This window comes from Glycomyces albidus, from assembly GCF_009451885.1.
Classification (GTDB): domain Bacteria; phylum Actinomycetota; class Actinomycetes; order Mycobacteriales; family Micromonosporaceae; genus Glycomyces; species Glycomyces albidus.
This window is the reverse complement of the sequence record NZ_WIAO01000036.1, coordinates 1-15,578: the sequence shown is the minus strand read 5'-3', so window position 1 is coordinate 15,578 and position 15,578 is coordinate 1. Positions and strand designations below refer to the sequence as shown.

At 72.3% G+C, this 15,578-nt stretch carries 19 protein-coding genes; 3 read left to right on the top strand and 16 right to left on the bottom strand.

The window, feature by feature from the left end:
- Positions 1 to 23: 23 nt before the first annotated feature.
- The 5 genes from GFD30_RS21625 to GFD30_RS21605 form a co-directional block, all read right to left on the bottom strand.
- Positions 24 to 1,208, bottom strand: a complete 1,185-nt coding sequence (locus GFD30_RS21625) for a glycosyl hydrolase family 18 protein (RefSeq protein WP_153027248.1) — start codon at positions 1,206 to 1,208, stop codon at positions 24 to 26.
- A 162-nt stretch (positions 1,209 to 1,370) separates the two neighbouring features.
- Positions 1,371 to 1,763, bottom strand: a complete 393-nt coding sequence (locus GFD30_RS21620; RefSeq protein WP_322633483.1) for an ArsR/SmtB family transcription factor — start codon at positions 1,761 to 1,763, stop codon at positions 1,371 to 1,373.
- Positions 1,760 to 2,416: an SRPBCC family protein gene (locus tag GFD30_RS21615; protein WP_153027247.1), complete on the bottom strand. Its 657-nt coding sequence runs from the start codon at positions 2,414 to 2,416 to the stop codon at positions 1,760 to 1,762. Before GFD30_RS21615 ends, GFD30_RS21620 begins: the two co-directional genes overlap by 4 nt.
- Before the next feature lie 123 nt (positions 2,417 to 2,539).
- Positions 2,540 to 3,904 (bottom strand): cystathionine beta-synthase, encoded by a 1,365-nt coding sequence (locus GFD30_RS21610; protein WP_153027246.1) that lies wholly within the window; start codon positions 3,902 to 3,904, stop codon positions 2,540 to 2,542.
- A 207-nt stretch (positions 3,905 to 4,111) separates the two neighbouring features.
- A complete protein-coding gene (locus GFD30_RS21605) occupies positions 4,112 to 4,405 on the bottom strand; it encodes a hypothetical protein (RefSeq protein WP_153027245.1) in 294 nt (97 codons plus the stop codon).
- A gap of 23 nt (positions 4,406 to 4,428) precedes the next feature.
- On the opposite strand from GFD30_RS21605, the gene gndA reads away from it, so the two are divergent.
- Positions 4,429 to 5,859: an NADP-dependent phosphogluconate dehydrogenase gene (gndA, locus tag GFD30_RS21600; protein WP_153027244.1), complete on the top strand. Its 1,431-nt coding sequence runs from the start codon at positions 4,429 to 4,431 to the stop codon at positions 5,857 to 5,859.
- Between the two features lie 104 nt (positions 5,860 to 5,963).
- Here gndA and GFD30_RS21595 read toward each other — a convergent pair whose 3' ends face one another.
- From GFD30_RS21595 to GFD30_RS21570, 6 genes are all read right to left on the bottom strand, one after another.
- Positions 5,964 to 6,503 (bottom strand): NUDIX domain-containing protein, encoded by a 540-nt coding sequence (locus GFD30_RS21595; RefSeq protein WP_322633482.1) that lies wholly within the window; start codon positions 6,501 to 6,503, stop codon positions 5,964 to 5,966.
- Positions 6,500 to 7,030 carry an NUDIX hydrolase gene (locus GFD30_RS21590; RefSeq protein ID WP_153027243.1) on the bottom strand — a complete coding sequence of 177 codons (531 nt, stop codon included), beginning with the start codon at positions 7,028 to 7,030 and terminating at the stop codon, positions 6,500 to 6,502. The genes GFD30_RS21595 and GFD30_RS21590 overlap by 4 nt, the downstream gene beginning before the upstream one ends.
- Positions 7,027 to 7,590 (bottom strand): NUDIX hydrolase, encoded by a 564-nt coding sequence (locus GFD30_RS21585; protein WP_194202060.1) that lies wholly within the window; start codon positions 7,588 to 7,590, stop codon positions 7,027 to 7,029. The genes GFD30_RS21590 and GFD30_RS21585 overlap by 4 nt, the downstream gene beginning before the upstream one ends.
- A gap of 86 nt (positions 7,591 to 7,676) precedes the next feature.
- Complete coding sequence (locus tag GFD30_RS21580; protein WP_153027241.1) at positions 7,677 to 8,570, bottom strand: hypothetical protein; 894 nt, start codon at positions 8,568 to 8,570, stop codon at positions 7,677 to 7,679.
- Positions 8,571 to 8,780: 210 nt separating this feature from the next.
- Positions 8,781 to 9,197: a DUF6220 domain-containing protein gene (locus tag GFD30_RS21575; RefSeq protein WP_153027240.1), complete on the bottom strand. Its 417-nt coding sequence runs from the start codon at positions 9,195 to 9,197 to the stop codon at positions 8,781 to 8,783.
- Complete coding sequence (locus GFD30_RS21570; RefSeq protein ID WP_194202059.1) at positions 9,190 to 10,194, bottom strand: carboxymuconolactone decarboxylase family protein; 1,005 nt, start codon at positions 10,192 to 10,194, stop codon at positions 9,190 to 9,192. The genes GFD30_RS21575 and GFD30_RS21570 overlap by 8 nt, the downstream gene beginning before the upstream one ends.
- A 212-nt stretch (positions 10,195 to 10,406) precedes the next feature.
- On the opposite strand from GFD30_RS21570, the gene GFD30_RS21565 reads away from it, so the two are divergent.
- Positions 10,407 to 11,558, top strand: coding sequence for a sensor histidine kinase (locus GFD30_RS21565; protein ID WP_153027238.1), 1,152 nt, complete (start codon positions 10,407 to 10,409; stop codon positions 11,556 to 11,558).
- Positions 11,555 to 12,217, top strand: a complete 663-nt coding sequence (locus GFD30_RS21560; protein ID WP_322633481.1) for a response regulator transcription factor — start codon at positions 11,555 to 11,557, stop codon at positions 12,215 to 12,217. Before GFD30_RS21565 ends, GFD30_RS21560 begins: the two co-directional genes overlap by 4 nt.
- On the opposite strand, the gene GFD30_RS21555 is transcribed toward GFD30_RS21560, so the two are convergent.
- The 5 genes from GFD30_RS21555 to GFD30_RS21540 form a co-directional block, all read right to left on the bottom strand.
- A complete protein-coding gene (locus GFD30_RS21555; RefSeq protein WP_194202058.1) occupies positions 12,214 to 13,086 on the bottom strand; it encodes a YihY/virulence factor BrkB family protein in 873 nt (290 codons plus the stop codon). The genes GFD30_RS21560 and GFD30_RS21555 overlap by 4 nt on opposite strands.
- Before the next feature lie 64 nt (positions 13,087 to 13,150).
- Positions 13,151 to 13,585 carry a DUF7144 family membrane protein gene (locus tag GFD30_RS26405; protein WP_194202057.1) on the bottom strand — a complete coding sequence of 145 codons (435 nt, stop codon included), beginning with the start codon at positions 13,583 to 13,585 and terminating at the stop codon, positions 13,151 to 13,153.
- Between the two features lie 112 nt (positions 13,586 to 13,697).
- The gene (locus GFD30_RS21550; protein WP_322633480.1) at positions 13,698 to 14,291 is read right to left on the bottom strand and encodes an anthranilate synthase component II; all 594 of its coding nucleotides are present in this window, start codon (positions 14,289 to 14,291) and stop codon (positions 13,698 to 13,700) included.
- 16 nt (positions 14,292 to 14,307) lie between these two features.
- Positions 14,308 to 14,604, bottom strand: coding sequence for a hypothetical protein (locus tag GFD30_RS21545; RefSeq protein WP_153027236.1), 297 nt, complete (start codon positions 14,602 to 14,604; stop codon positions 14,308 to 14,310).
- A gap of 1 nt (position 14,605) precedes the next feature.
- The coding region (locus tag GFD30_RS21540; RefSeq protein WP_227996811.1) for a class E sortase at positions 14,606 to 15,578 on the bottom strand (973 nt) is incomplete at its 5' end.

Here is a 15,578-nt window from a genome sequence, read left to right as displayed (position 1 = left end):
GTCCGCTTGCGGGGAAGCAGCCGTCAGCCGACGGTGTTCGCGAACCGGTAGCCGTTCGTGGCGTCCCAGTTGATCGACCAGGTCATGGCCCCGCCCAGGCCCGGGTAGGCCTGGTCGGGCACGAAGTTCCCGCAGTTCTGGCGGGTCTCCAGGCAGCGGATCGCGTCGTTGACCATCGCCGGGTCCACATACCCGGAGCCGGCGGCGCTCGGGACGGCCGGCAGGCCGAGGCCGACCTGGCTCGGGTCGAGCCCGGCCTCGAGCTGGATGCACGCCTGCGCGGTCAGGAAGTCGATGTCGCCCTGGGCGTACACCTGGCCGTCGCAGCCGAGCATGGTGCCCGAGTTGTAGTACTGCATGTTGACGATCGTCAGGATGTCCTTGGTGTTCACCGCGAGCCGGTAGTACCCGGCCGAAGTGGACTGGAAGTCGATCGTCTGCGGCGCCATCGTGTAGGTGAAGCCGGGCTTGGCGGCGCTGATCTGGCGCAGCGCGGTCTCGATCGCGCCGGCGTCGATCCCGTGCTCGAGGTCGATGTCGACGCCGTCGAAGCCGTACTCGTTCATGAGCGCGACCACGGAGTTCGCGAAGGCCGCGGCGGTCGCCGCGCTGTTGATGGTGACGTTGCCGCGCTCGCCGCCGACCGAGACGATCACCTCGCGGCCCTGGGCCTGGATCGCGTCGATGTCGGCCTTGAACTCGGCCTCGGTGTACCCGGCGTTCGCGAGGCTCGAGTCGAGCGCGAAGTCGACCTGGCCCGGCGTCGCGGTCGACTCGGCGAAGGCCACGGCGATGATGTCGTACGCGGCGGGGACCTCGTTCAGCTCCATGACGCCGGAGCCGTTGTCGAAGTTGTGCCAGTAGCCGGTGAGCAGGCGGTCGCCGTTGCCGGGGCCGCCGGTGGGCGGGTCGGTCGGCTCCTCGGTGGTGGGCGGCTCCGCCCCGTCGCAGGCGCCGAGGTCCTCCCAGACGCCCCACTGGCCGGTGGTGCCGGGGGTCTCGCCGGTGGTCCACCACTTGGCGCGGTACTCGCGGTCCTGGTGGCTGACGCGGTCGCCGCCGACGTAGACCGCGCTCCTCTGCCACGGCGCGCCTTCGCATGCGGCGACGGCGGACGCGCCGCCGGCGAAGGCGACCGGCAGGGCCGCGGCGCCCGCCGCGGCGAGGGTGGCGGCGGCGATGACCGCCGCGGTGCGTAGGCGTCGCAAGGGACCTCCATATATTTAAAGATTCCTAAATGTATCCCTCTCATCGTGTCGGTCGTCACGGTGCTTGTCAAGGGTTCCGGGCACGGAAAAATCCGACTCGCCCGGTTTGCGGACCGCTTGACGGTGGCCCGCAACCGAACGAGTCGGATTCCTTACTGTTCGCTATGCCGCGCCGCGCCGGCGCCGGGTCTCGGCCTGCGCCTGGAGGCGGCGCTCGCGCTTGCCGCGCGCGAGCTCGGTCTCGAGCGCGTCGAGCGGGCCGGCGAAGCCGTCGGCGAACCGTTCGAGCCACGCGCGCACGCGATCGAGCCCGGCGTCGTCCACGCCGTAGATCCGGCGGGTCCCCTCGGCGCGCACGGTGACCAGCCCGGCCTCGCGCAGCACCTTGAGGTGCTGGGAGACCGCCGGCTGCGAGATCGCCCCGCGCCCGCCGGAGAGCAGTCCGTTCAGGGCCCCGACGATCGCCCCCGCGGGCCGCTCCCCCTCGCCGAGGAGCTCCATGATCCGGCGGCGCACCGGGTCGCCGAGCGCGTCGAACGCGGCGTCGGTGCTCACGCTTCCGGGGACTCCTCCGGCAGCGTCGTGTAGAACCCGACGACGGCCTCCGCGGCGGCCTGGGCCGCCTCGGGGTCGTCGCCGTCGGCGATGGCCGCCTCGGCCCAGGCCCCGGCGAGGAGGCGCGCGTAGGCGACGCCCTCCGGGCTGACCATGAACGCCTCGAACGCGGCCGGGTCGAGCGGGACGCCGGTCGCGAGGTGGACGCCGAGGCCGTGGATGGCGCCGTCCCAGCCGACGCCGACCGCGCCGGGGCCGAACTGGCGCCACATCTCGGGGTCCACGGGCGCCTCGTGGACGAGCTCCAGAGAGGTGCCGCCCTCCAGCTTGCTCAGGCGCACCTCCAGCCACGACATCCCGCCGCCGAACTCCCAGGTGACGGCGAGGGAGTCGGGGGCGTCGCAGCGTTCGACGACGCCGCCGGCGTTCCCCTCGAACTGGTAGCGGCCGCCGACTTCGAGGTCGCCGCTGACGGGCAGGAACCACCGCGGCAGCCGTTCGGCGCTGGTGAGGGCGTCCCAGACGTCGGCCTGGTCGGCGCGGTAGGCGCGCCTGGCGACGAGCACTTTGGTCGGTTCGCCGTCGCGCTCGCCGGTGCGGATCTCGCGCGTCACCAGGCCGGCGGACGCGATCGGATCGGTGGGATCGGTCATGGCACCTCCTTGTATAAGTTGCTACTTATATTACGAGGCGGAGAGGGGCGCGTCAACCGAACCGGGAGATCCGGCCGTGAACGCGAACCGGCGCCGCCCGGGGGCGACGCCGTGCCGAAGCGCTCAGCGCTCCACGTAGCCGAGCAGGTCCTGCCTGGTCAGCACCCCGACCGGTTTCCCCTCGGCGAACACCATGAGCGCGTCCCGGTCCTGCAGGGCCGCCACGGCCCGCTCGACCTGCTCGCCCGAGCCGATCGTCGGCAGCGGCTCGCCGATGTGCCGCTCGATCGGGTCGTGCAGCGTCGCCTTCCCCCCGAACAGGGCGTCCATCAGGTCCCGCTCCGCGACCGCCCCCGCGACCTCGCCCGACGTCACCGGCGGCTCGGCCTTGAGCACCGGCATCTGGCTCACCCCGAACTGGCGCATGATGTCGATCGCCTCGCGCACCGTGTCCTGCGGGTGCACGTGGACGAGCTCGGGGATCTCCCCGCCCTTGCCCGCCAGCACCTCGCCGACCGTGGTCTCCCCGGAGGCGCCCAGGAACCCGTACTCGGTCATCCACGCGTCGTTGAAGATCTTCGACAGGTAGCCGCGCCCGCCGTCGGGCAGGATCACCACGATCACGTCGCCGGGGTCGGCCTCGCGGGCCACCGCGAGCGCCCCGACCACGGCCATCCCGGCCGAGCCGCCCACCAGCAGGCCCTCCTCGCGGGCGAGCCGGCGCGTCATCGCGAACGACTCGGCGTCGGTGACCTCCACGATCCGGTCGGCGATCCCCCGGTCGTAGTTCGCCGGCCAGAAGTCCTCGCCCACGCCCTCGACCAGGTAGGGGCGGCCCGTCCCGCCCGAGTACACCGACCCCTCCGGGTCGGCGCCCACGACCTGGACGCGCCCGCCCGAGACCTCCTTGAGGTACCTGCCGATCCCGGTGATCGTCCCGCCCGTGCCGACGCCCGCGACCAGGTGCGTGATCTTTCCGTCGGTCTGCTTCCACAGCTCGGGGCCGGTCTGCGCGTAATGCGACGCCGGGTTCGCCGGGTTCGAGTACTGGTCGGGCTTCCACGCCCCCTCGATCTCGTCGATGAGCCGGTCCGAGACCTTGTAATAGGAGCGCGGGTCTTCCGGGTCGACCGCGGTCGGGCAGACCACGACCTCCGCGCCGTACGCCTTCAGGACGTTCCGCTTGTCCTCGGAGACCTTGTCGGGGCACACGAACACGCAGCGGTAGCCGCGCTGCTGCGCCACCATCGCCAGGCCCACGCCGGTGTTCCCGCTGGTGGGCTCGACGATCGTGCCGCCGGGCCGGAGCGCCCCGGAGGCCTCGGCCTCGTCGATCATGCGCTGGGCGATGCGGTCCTTGATGGACCCGCCGGGGTTGAGGTACTCGATCTTGGCGAGCACGGTCGCGGCCACGCCCTCGGTGACCGAGTTGAGCTTCACCAGTGGGGTGTTGCCGATGAGGTCCAGGACGGATTCGAAGTACTGCATGCACTCAGCCTAGGCCCGAAACCGGAGCGGAGGCCGGAGGCCGGAAGGCGCGGAGCATCGGCTCCTCGATGGGGAGCGAACCGCCGACGGTCCCGGTGTACGCGACATCGGGGTAGGGCTCGGGCATCACGAACCGCTCACAGCTGCCGAGGTGAGCGGCGCGGGGCCGTGCGCGGCGGGCATGCGCATGCCGGGCGACGAGCGAAGTCACAGCGCCCCAGACCCGAGGGAAGGCGGCGCCTCGCCGACGACCAGCGTGATCGAGCCGTCGTTCGGGGACATCGAAGCCGCGGCCTCCGGCGGTGTGCGGAACCGCGATGCGCGTGCGGCGGCCGCCGCACGGACACCCTGACGCCCTTTGTCGCAGGGTGCCGCATCGTGCACGGCGGTCGCGATCGCGAACGCCGGTCCCGCAGCGTGGATACGATCGGCGGTGGTGGCGCCCGGACCGGACCGACCGGCGAAAATCAGGGCGCAGAACCTCTTACGCAGCAGCACCATCTACGAACCAGGGAGACACAGGCATGAGCACCGCCGACATCGGCGTGGTCGGGCTGGCCGTCATGGGCTCGAACCTCGCCAGGAACTTCGCCCGGCACGGCTTCACCGTCGCCGTCTACAACCGCACGTACGCCAAGACCGCCGAGCTGATCGACTCGCACGGCGACGAAGGCCACTTCGTGCCGTCCGAGGAGCTCGCCGACTTCGTCGCCTCCCTCAAACGCCCCCGCAAGGCCATGATCATGGTCCAGGCCGGCAACGCCACCGACGCCGTCATCGACCAGCTCGCCGCCCTCATGGAACCCGGCGACATGATCATCGACGGCGGCAACGCCCACTTCGAGAACACCCGCCGCCGCGAAGCCGCCCTCCGCGACAAGGGACTCCACTTCGTCGGCACCGGCGTCTCCGGCGGTGAGGAAGGCGCCCTCCTCGGCCCCGCGATCATGCCCGGCGGCTCCGAGGAGTCCTACGAGTCCCTCGGCCCGATCCTCGAGGCCATCGCCGCCAAGGCCCCCGACGGCACCCCCTGCTGCACCCGCCTCGGCCCCGACGGCGCCGGGCACTTCGTCAAGATGGTGCACAACGGCATCGAGTACTCCGACATGCAGCTCATCGGCGAGGCGTACGACCTCCTGCGCCGCGGCATCGGCATCGAACCCGCCGACCTCGCCAAGATCTTCGCCGAATGGAACGCCGGCGACCTCGACTCCTACCTCATCGAAGTCACCGCCGAAGTCCTCGGCCACACCGACGCCGCCACCGGCAAGCCCCTCGTCGACGTCATCGTCGACCAGGCCGGCCAGAAGGGCACCGGACGCTGGACCGTCCAGAACGCCCTCGACCTCGGCGTCCCCGTCACCGGCATCGCCGAAGCCACCTTCGCCCGCGCCCTCTCCTCCGGCGTGAAGCAGCGCGAAGGCGCCGTCGACATCCTCACCGGACCCACGCTCAAGGCCGAGTTCCCCGACACCTTCGTCGACGACGTCCGCCAGGCCCTCTACGCCTCCAAGATCGTCGCCTACGCGCAGGGCTTCGACCAGATCGCCGCCGCCTCCGCCGAATACGACTGGGGCATCGACCTCGGCTCCTGCTCGGCCCTGTGGCGCGCCGGCTGCATCATCCGGGCCCGCTTCCTCGACCGCATCACCGAGGCCTGGCGCTCCGACCCCGAACTCCCGACCCTCCTGGCCGCGCCCGAGTTCACCAAGATCGTCACCGACGCCCAGGACGCCTGGCGCCGCGTCGTCGCCACCGCAGCCCTCGCCGGCATCCCCACGCCGGGCTTCTCCTCGGCGCTGGCGTACTACGACGGCCTGCGCTCCCGCCGCCTCCCGGCGGCCCTCATCCAGGGCCAGCGGGACTTCTTCGGCGCGCACACCTACAAGCGCGTCGACCGCGACGGCACCTTCCACACCGACTGGTCGGGCGACCGCACCGAGCACGAGGTCTAAAGGCCCCTAGCGCGAAACGGCGCCCCCGCTCGAACGAGCGGGGGCGCCGCCGCGTGCAGGCGCGGAATCCGGCGCCGCTTCACGGGACGGTCGCGGCGCGCGGTTCAGGCCCCGGTCGCGAACCAGGGGCCGTAGGACCCGCCCAGATTGACCGGCTCGGCGGGGACGTCGCCGTCGCGCAGGCGCTTGACGAGCGACACGAGCAGCCCCGGTTCGAGCATCCCGTCCGAGGAGCCGCACTCCTCGACCGGCAGCCACCGGAAGCGGAGGTCCTTCTCGTACCCGACGTCGACGAGCATCCGCGGCTCGAACCGCTCGACGCGCAGAAACAGGTACCAGTTCTTCTGCACCAGCAGCCGCCGGTGCAGGAAGCAGACGTAGACGCCGAACCCGACCGGGCCCGCGAGGGCGGCGGGATCGACGGCGAGCGCGGTCTCCTCGTACAGCTCGCGCGCGGCCGCGGACGCGGGATCCTCGCCGGCCTCGATGCCGCCGCCGGGCGTGAACCAGCGTTCGACGCCTTCGCGGCAGCGGTCGCCGCCGATGTGGAGGACCGTGTCGTCCGGGGCGAGGAGGATGACGCGGGCCGATTCCCGGTACTTGGCGCCGGTCGCCGACTCGATGCCCGTCGGGCCGGCGCTCACCGGACGGAGGTGTCGGCGGTGCGGCTGCCGGCGGGCTGGAGGCGGAGCGGCTCGGCGGGGACGTCGCCGGCGATGAGGCGCTTGATGAGGTGCAGGAGCGGGTCGAAGGGGACGTCGTGGCCCTCGGCGGCGGCGAGCTCGTCGATGGCCGCCCACCGGAACTCGAGGTCCTGCTCGTAGGCGTCGCCGCCGGAGACGCGCGCCTCGAACCGTTCGACACGGGTGAAGAACAGGTAGTTGTCCTGGGTGAAGATCTCGCCGTCGCGGGCGCGGCTGAAGGACCGGCGGGCCACCGGACCGGTTACGTCCTCAGGCGCGACGCGCAGGCCGGTCTCCTCGAACAGCTCGCGCACGGCGGCGTCGAGGGGGGTCTCGCCGGGGTCGATGCCGCCGCCGGGCAGGAACCAGCGGGCGGGGCGTTCCGCGGTCGCGGACCGGCCGATGAACAGGACCGCGTCCTGTTCGTCGATCACGATGCACCGCGCGCCGTACCGGTCGATTCGGGTGGGTTCGTTCGTCGCGCTCACCGGTCAAGTATGGGGGCACGCTCGGTAGTCGTCCAGCCCCTATCGGTGTCCCACGTCCAAGCGCCCCACGGGATCCGAAGCGGCGCAGGCGGTCTCGGACCGTCCAGGAGGTCCTTGAGCAGGGCGGCCGGGCCGGCGGGGAACACGAGCGCGTCGACCGCCTCGACCTCGGCGACGCTCATCCACCGCGCCGCCGTGAACTCGCGCCGCTCGATCGCTTCCAGTCCGTCGCGGACCGGCTCGAAATGCGGCACCCGCACGAAGAAGTACGCGTCCTCCGAGTCGATCACCAGGTCGGGTCCGTCAGACCAGATGCCGGCGGTCTCGGCGACGACCGGCCCGAGGCCGCCGGTGAGCCGCAGCCCGGTCTCCTCGAACACCTCGCGGACCGCGCCGGCCTCCAGGCTCTCGCCCGCCTCGAGGCCGCCGCCGGGCGTCACGTAGTACTCCACGCCAGGACCCATGTAGTCGCGGCTGTGGAACAGCAGCACCCGCTCGTCCTCGTCCACGAGCAGCACCCGCGCGCACCGGCGCCGCACGATCCTCGGTTCCGCGCCCATCCCCCGAGTATGGGGCCCCGCCGCGGGCCCGGCAACACCGAAGCCTCCGGCGGGAGTCGGGGGCACCAAAACCGCTCCGGAGGGAGTCAGTCGATGATGTCGTTGACCGATGGCGCGTTCACTGCGCGTTTCAGCCATGCCTTCAGCAGTGCGAGGTCCTTGCAGTCCTCGATCCGGCGGCGCTGGCCCGTGCTCATGTGGAGCCCGCGCGCCTCGATGACCAGGAGCAGGGACTCGGCCGCGTTCTTGACCTCGCCTTTGGCTTCGCCTCTGGCCTCGCCTCTGGCCTCGCCCCTGGCTTCGCGGTCGGCCAGCAGCTTGCTCTCGTACGGGTACGTTTCCTTCTGCACCAGTGCCTCCAGGATCGAGCGGGGCCCCTCTTCGAGGTGGCTCAGCATGTAATCAGCGTAACGTGCGGCGACGTCGACAGGGAGCGCTGCGAGCTCCTCGCTCGCCGCCGAGACCAGTCGGGCGATGTCGGCGGAGCCGCCGTGGACGATGGTGCCGAGCACCATCTGCTCGGCGAGTTCACCGGTGCCGGTGACCGTCGTCAGTTTCGGGTAGTTGTCGGGTCCGAGCACCAGTGGCCGGAAGACGAATCCGGGGTGCCCGGTGTCGATCGGCTCGGCGGCCCAGTCGGCGACCGAGGAGCTCGGGCAGACGACGACCAGCGCGACCGGTGCGCCGATGCGGTGGCGGATGTTCACCTGGTATGCGGGCCAGGAGAACTGCTTGCGCTTGTCCTTGCCCTGCTGGACCTCGACGACGATGCCCATGCGGGCCTCGCCTCCCTCGCGGCAGAGGACGACGTTGTCGCAGTTGAGGTCGCGGACCTCGGGGTCGGTCGCGGATTCGGAGTAGGGGACCGCCTCGTCGAAATCGGGGAGGTGCAGTCCGAGCAGTTCCTCGGCGATCTCGACCGCGAATTGCGGCCGCTCGCGGAGCAGTTTCAATGGGGAGTCGTGTGCATTCGTCGTCACGCGATCAACGGTACGGAGTCGCTCCGACACGAGCAGTGCACGTAACCCGGCTCGCGTTTTCGTAAGCGACGGGCTTCACATTCGGGCACGGGTCGGCCCGCGGCGGGGGTGCCCTGTCCGCCGCGGGCCTGGTCTCCTGAAGCAGTGCAGCCGCGGCGAAGCGCGGTCTCCAGGCCGGACCGCGATGAGCGGTCCGGCCGACAGGGGGTCTTACGCGACCGCCGGCTCCGGGGCCGCGGGAGCCCTGCGCTCCTCCAGGAGCTTCTTGGAGAGGCGGCCCGACGCTTCGGCGACGCCCATGATCGCCATGGCGTTGATGACGTGCAGGCCGAAGATGAGCTGGCCCGCGAGCGTGCCCTGGACGCTGACCAGGACGATCACGGACTGGAGCACCACGAGGCCCAGCACGCCCGCGGACATGCCGACGAGCTTCCCGCCCGCGCGCGCGAGCGCCGCGAACAGGATGCCCAGCAGCGCGACCACCGCGATGACCCGGCCGTTCATGATGTGCAGCGAGTACGCCTCGTCGGGGGAGCCCGTCCCGCGCGCGCCGAACCCGGCCAGGAAGAACTGGATCCCGATCAGCAAGTGCAGCAGGATCGTCCAGATCCGGTAGAACCTAAGCATCGACATTCCTCGTTTCGATTTCGTCTTGGACGGCGTCGACGGCGTTCATCGCGCCGAACGTCATCAGATGGACCAGGCAGTGGTCCGTGAACACCTCGCCCCGCCATCTGTCCACATCGGACGAAGAGACCGAGCCGGGAGCGAGCGCCGCCGCGACCGCCAGCCGCGCCCCGAGCCGCGCCTCGCCGGGCAGGAGCTCGACGCCCGCCGGGTCCGGGGCCCGGTCGCCGACCTCGGTGCCGTACACGCCGACCGTCCGGGCGACCGCCTCGACGGCCTCGGCGCTCAGCAGCATCGACCCGTACGAGGCGTACGCCCGGAGCGTCCCGTACGCGGTCCCCACGGGCGAGTCGCCCGCCCAGCCGGGGACCCGGACCGTCAGGTCCTTCGCCCAGTCCGGGCGGTCCGCCAGGAGCGGCAGGGTGGCGCCCGGCTCCAGGTCGGCGGCGACGAGCTCGCGGACCAGCCGCGACCCGACCGAGCGTCCGAGCTTCGTCGTGAGCACCGGGTTCGGGGAGTCGTTGGGTGCGAAGACCTTCACCAGGCGCGTGATCAGTTCGAACACGAGCGCCGTGCCGATGAACCGCGGCGCGGCCTCCGCCGGGAACGGGCCCTCCGCGGTGGGGTCGAGCGCCCAGTCGGCGAGCGCCGCCCACTCGCGGGGCGGCTGCTTCGCGCGCAGCCCTTCGGCGAGCGCGCCTTCGCCGACCGCGTGGAGCATCGTCGCATGCGCGTCGATGCAGAACCGGCACTCGTTGCGGACGGCGATCACCGTCGCGACGACCTCCTTCGCCTTCCGCTCCTCGGGGCCGCCGACGAGCAGGGACTCGCGCAGCAGCGACCACACGGGGGCGAGCAGCTCCGGTGCGGGCGAGTAGAGCGTCAGGGCCGGTCCGAGCACGCCCAGTTCCGCTTTGACCTGCCGGTACACCTCCGCGACCGCGCCTCCCGCGTGTCGGGGGTCGACCGGGGTCACGAGCTTGACGGTAGGGGCCATGGGGGTTCCTCCTCGGTGGAATCCGGGCGGCCGACAGGCCGCCGCACCACTCCAGGCTCCCGTCCCGCGGCCCCCGCGTCGTCCGCCCCGGGCGGGCATTCGCGGCCGCGACGCGCGCAGCACCGGCCCGCGCCGCGTACACCCTGGGCGGTACGCCGGGCCTGCACCGCGAGCCGACGCCGCCGCTCCGCGCCGCCCATAGAATCGGTGGCATGTCGAATCCCCCCGAGCGCCGGCTCTCCGGCAGGCGCCTCGACCTCCTGGTCACCGCGGTCATGCTGGCCGACACGCTCGCCGCCGGCCTGATCGTGGACGTCCGCGACGGGATGCCGACGTGGGGCTGGCTGCCGCTCATGCTGGGGCCCCTGGTGTTCCCGCTGTGGCGGCGCCACCCGCGGCTCGTCCTCGTCGTCAGCGTCGGCTCGGTCCTGGCCTCCGGGCCTCTCGGGGTGGGGCCGCTGGCCGTGGTCCCGGCCCTGGTCGCGATCGCCGTCGCCATGTACACCGGGTACCGGGCCATCAGCGTCTCCACGGTGCTCGCCCTCTCGGCGGCCACCGCGGTCGGGAACCTCTACAACGCGGGCTGGGAGCTGGACGCCCAGGTCGCCGAGCGGACGCTCCTCGTCGTCGGCTGGCTCCACGTGGCGCTCATCTCGGGTCTGTCGCGGCGCCAGCGGGACGCCTACATGGCCGAGGCCGAGCACACCCGCGAGGAGGCGGTGAAGCGCAAGGCCGCTGACGAGCGGGTCCGGATCGCCCGGGAGCTGCACGACTCGCTCACGCACTCGATCTCGGTCATCCGCGTCCAGGCCGGCGTCGCGATCCACTTGGCGCGCAAGCGCGGCGACGAGCCGCCGCCGGCGCTGGTGGCGGTCGAGGAGGCCGCGAAGGACGCCACCCGCGAGCTGCGCGAGACCCTGACGATGCTCCGCGACGACGACGGCCACCGCCTCGGCCGCGTCGCCGACCTCGCCGACCGCTACCGGGGCCTGGGATTCACGATCGACGTCGACTGCGAGATCGACTGCACCGCAGTCGATCCGGAGGTCGACCACGCCGCGTACCGGATCGTCCAGGAGGCGCTGACGAACGCCGTCCGCCACTCCTCGGGCGACGCCGTCCGGGTGCGGGTGCACCGCGAGGACGACGCGATCGCCGTCGAGGTCGCCGACAACGGCTCGCCCGGCCGCATCGTGCCCGGCCGGGGCCTCACCGGCATGCGCGAACGCGTCGACGCGCTCGGCGGCTCCCTGCATGTCGGACCCGGCGGGTACGGTTTCACCGTCCGGGCGACGCTCCCCGCCCCCGAACCGACCGCCGCGGCCGACGCGGAGGGCCTGCCCGAATTGGAGGGGTCGCGGTGATCCGGGTGCTGCTCGCCGACGACCAGCCGCTCATGCGCGGCGGCTTCAGGGCGCTCATCGACGCCGAGGACGACATGACGGTGGTCGCCGAGGCCGCCGACGGGCCGACCGCGGCCCGTCTCGCCGCGGAGACCCTCCCCGACGTCGCGCTGCTCGACGTCGAGATGCCCGGCGGCGACGGCATCGGCGCGGTGCGCGCGATCGCGGCCGACGACCGGCTCGCCGACGTCCGCGTCGTCATGCTCACCAACTACTCCTTCGACGCGTACGTGTTCGACGCGCTCCGCGCCGGCGCCGCCGGGTACCTCGTCAAGGACACCGAGCCGGAGGAGCTGCTGCGGTGCGTCCGCGCGGCCGCCGCCGGCGAGACGCTCCTGTCGCCGCAGATCGCCGCGAAGCTCGTCGCCGAGTACGTCGCCCACCCGCCGTCGCGACTGGCCGGGCAGGTCGAGGGGCTCACCTCGCGCGAGACGGAGATCGTCGCGCTGGTGGCGCGCGGGTTGACGAACACGGAGATCGCCGAGCGGCTGTTCATCAGCCCCGCGACCGCGAAGACGCACGTGCACCGGGCGATGATGAAGCTCGCGGTGCGCGACCGGGCGGGCCTGGTGGTCTTCGCGTACGAGTCGGGGCTGGTGCAGCCCAAGGGGACCGCTTAGGCCTCGGGTGCGGCGCTGGGTTCGGCGGCCTCGCCCTGCGCGGTTCCGGCGGTGTCCGTCTCGGGGTCGGCGGTGGCGTTGTACTCGAAGCCGAACAGCAGTGCCGCGTTGGTGATCCACAGCCACACCAGGAAGACGATGACGCCGCCGAGCGCGCCGTAGGTCTTGTCGTAGTTCCCGAACAGCGCCACGTAGAGGCCGAATCCGATCGAGGCGGCGATCCACAGCACCACCGCGAGCGCCGCCCCGGGCGCGCGGAGGCGCAGCCGGGTGCGCTTGGCGGGGGCGAGCCAGTACAGGAGCGCGACGATCACGATGACGAGCACGAGGATCAGGGGCCATTTCACCCAGGTCCACACGGTGGCCGCGGCGCCGTCGGCGCCGACGGCCCGGCCGATCGCGCGCGCGACGGTCCCGCCGGTCGCGGCCACGATCCCGGCCACCGCGGTCAGGGCGCCGACGACGATGGTGAGGACGATCCGCACGATGAGCACCGTCCACCACTTGCGGGTCTCCTCGGTCTCGTTGACCTCGTTGAGGGCCCGCGAGAACGCGGCGACGTAGTTCGACGCGGCCCACAGGGCCGCGAGGAGGCCGAAGGTCGCGAGGACCCCGGCCGCGCGCGGGTTCATCTGGAGCCGCGCCACGGCGTCCTCGATGATCGTGCGCGTGTCTGGCGGCACCACCGACCCGATCCCCTCGATGAGCGACGCGGTCGCGTCCTCGTCGAGGAGGCCGATGAGCGAGGTGCCCACGAGGATCGCGGGGAACAGCGAGAGCACTGAGTAGTATGTGAGCGCCGCGGCGTCGTCGCCTCGGCTCTCCGAGGCGTATCGCTTGGCGGCTTTGACGATTGAGCGTCCACCCATCCCTCCACCGTGCCAGTCCCGGTGCGCGGGCGGGGCGGTTCGGCCGAACTCGGACGAACTCGGTCTACCGATCCGGCGGTCCGGCCTCGCGACCGGCGCCGGGTCCGGTGGTGAGGGCCCAGATGACGAACACGTCGATAGCGATGACGACCGTCGCCCACAGCGGGTACTGGGCGGCGAGGAAGCACTGGTGCATCGCCGAGACGACCGCGACCACGAGCCCCGCGTAGGCGGCGCCGCGGAGCCGCCCGAGCCGCCGCGACCGCACCGCCCCCACCTGCACGACGCCGGTTCCGATGGCGGCCAAGCCGATCGCGACGTTGACCCAGCCCCAGCCGGGGTTGTCGGCGCGGTACCAGTAGCCGGTGACCGCGAACGCGACGCCCGCAGCGGCCGCATACCCGATGGCGACCTGCCAGGCGCCCGCCAGCAGGAGCAGCACCCCCGCCGCCGGAGAACCGGAGGCCCTGCGGCGAGGAGCCCAGTCCTCTCTGGTCATACGCGGTCCCCCTGGACGTGGACGTCCGCGGCGCCGCCGCGCCGCTCCGCACACAGCTTAGGCGACGCCGGTCTCCGGGCGCGGCTTCCACACTCGACGCCCGGCCCGGCCTTCACGCGCCGCCGGGGCCTGTGACGCGCCGCAGCCAGTTGCCGAGCAGCGCGCTGCCGTCCTCGGTGAGGATCGACTCGGGGTGGAACTGGACGCCCTCGACGTCGACGCCGCGGTGGCGCAGGCCCATGACGGTCCCGTCGTCGCTGGTCGCCGTCACTTCGAGGGGGTCGCGGACGCTCGCGGGCTCGACCGCGAGGGAGTGGTACCTGGTGGCGGTGAACGGGTTCGCGAGCCCGGCGAACACGCCGGAGCCGTCGTGGCGGATCGGGGAGGTCTCGCCGTGCCGCAGTTCGGCGGCGCGCGAGACGACCGCGCCCCAGTGCTCGGCGATCACCTGGTGCCCCAGGCACACGCCGAGGACGGGGATCTCGCCGGCGAACCGGTCGAGCAGGTCGTGGCCGAGCCTCGCCTCGTCGGGCCGGCCGGGCCCGGGCGAGAGCAGCAGGCCCGCCGGCCGCAGCCGCACGGCTTCGTCCACATCGGTCTGATCGGAGCGGCGCACGTCGACGCGGGCCCCGAGGGCCCGCAGGTAGGAGACGATGGTGTGGACGAAGGAGTCGCGGAAGTCCACCACCAGGACGCTCCCGGTCACGGTGCCGCCCCGGTGCTCACCCGTCGTCCTCCGCGGTCGGGGACTCGGCGGTCTCCCAGTCCTCGGGGTCGAACTGGGTGTCGAGGCAGTCCACGCCGGGCGTGCAGGTCGGTGACGCGTCGCCGCCGTCCTCGGGCTGCTCCACGTCCACGCCGCCGCCGGCGGGGTCGATGTTGCTCCACGGCATGTGCGGGCGCACGGCCGGGAACAGCACGAACCACAGGAGCGCGAAGGCCCCGGCGGTGAGCGCGAGCGAGCCGATGATCTTGCCGGGCAGGCCGAACGGGAGCCTTCTCCAGATCCATCCGTACACGTCAGACCTCCGGATCCACGGCCGCGTCGGGGAGTTCGCCGTCGGCGTCGCGCTCGATGGTCTCCACCAGCTGGCTGTAGACGACGTACCGCTCGTAGTTGTCCCACAGCGGGTGGCAGGTGAAGAGGGTCAGCCAGTAGTCCTCGTCGCCGGGTTCGGCGCCGGGGTCGCGCGGGACGGGCGCGGTGATGTCCACCTGCGTCTCGTTGACGACCTCGCTGTCCTGGACCTCGTAGACGTAGAAGTTGTCCTTCGTCTCGATGACGACCTTGTCGCCGGGCTCGAGGTCGCGGATGTTCTGGAAGATCGCGGGCACGTTGTGGCCGGCGAGGGTGAAGTTGCCCTGCTCGCCGGGCATCGCGCCGTCGAGGTAGCGGCCGGGGGCGTACTCGATGTCGGCCGGTTCGGTGCCCTCGACGAGGGTCCAGGACTCGGCGCGGATGTCGGGTGCCCACATGCGGGCGAACGCGTCGCCGAGCTCGGGGACCGGGGAGCCCTCCTCGCCTTCGGCCTCTTCCTGCCAGATGGTGTCGAGGTCGGCGGAGAGGTGCTCCTGCTCGTTGTTGATCTCGCCGGAGACGCCGAAGACCTCGTAGCCGGCGTAGAGGAGGACGATCGCGCCGAGCGTGATGAGCACTTCCCCGAGGCCGCGCACGGTGGTGCGGACGCCGCCGTCGCCGCGGTGGCGCTTGACGGTGCGCTTCTTGCGGGCGGCGCTGTCGGCGCCGGGCGGCGCGGGGACGTCGTCGGCGGGGATCACCGGGAGGATCGCGGTGCCGTCGGGTTCGGGTACGAGCGGGGCCTTGGCGAGCTTGGGCGGCCGCAGCGCGGTCGTCGCGTCCGGGTCGTCGGGGGCCGGGGGGCGCGCGCCCGCCGGAGGCCGGTTGTTCGGCATGGGCACGCTGGCCCGGCCGGGGCTCGGCGTCCGCGGCGGGCTCGGCTGCTTGGGCGGTCCGGCGGCGGGACCCTGCGGC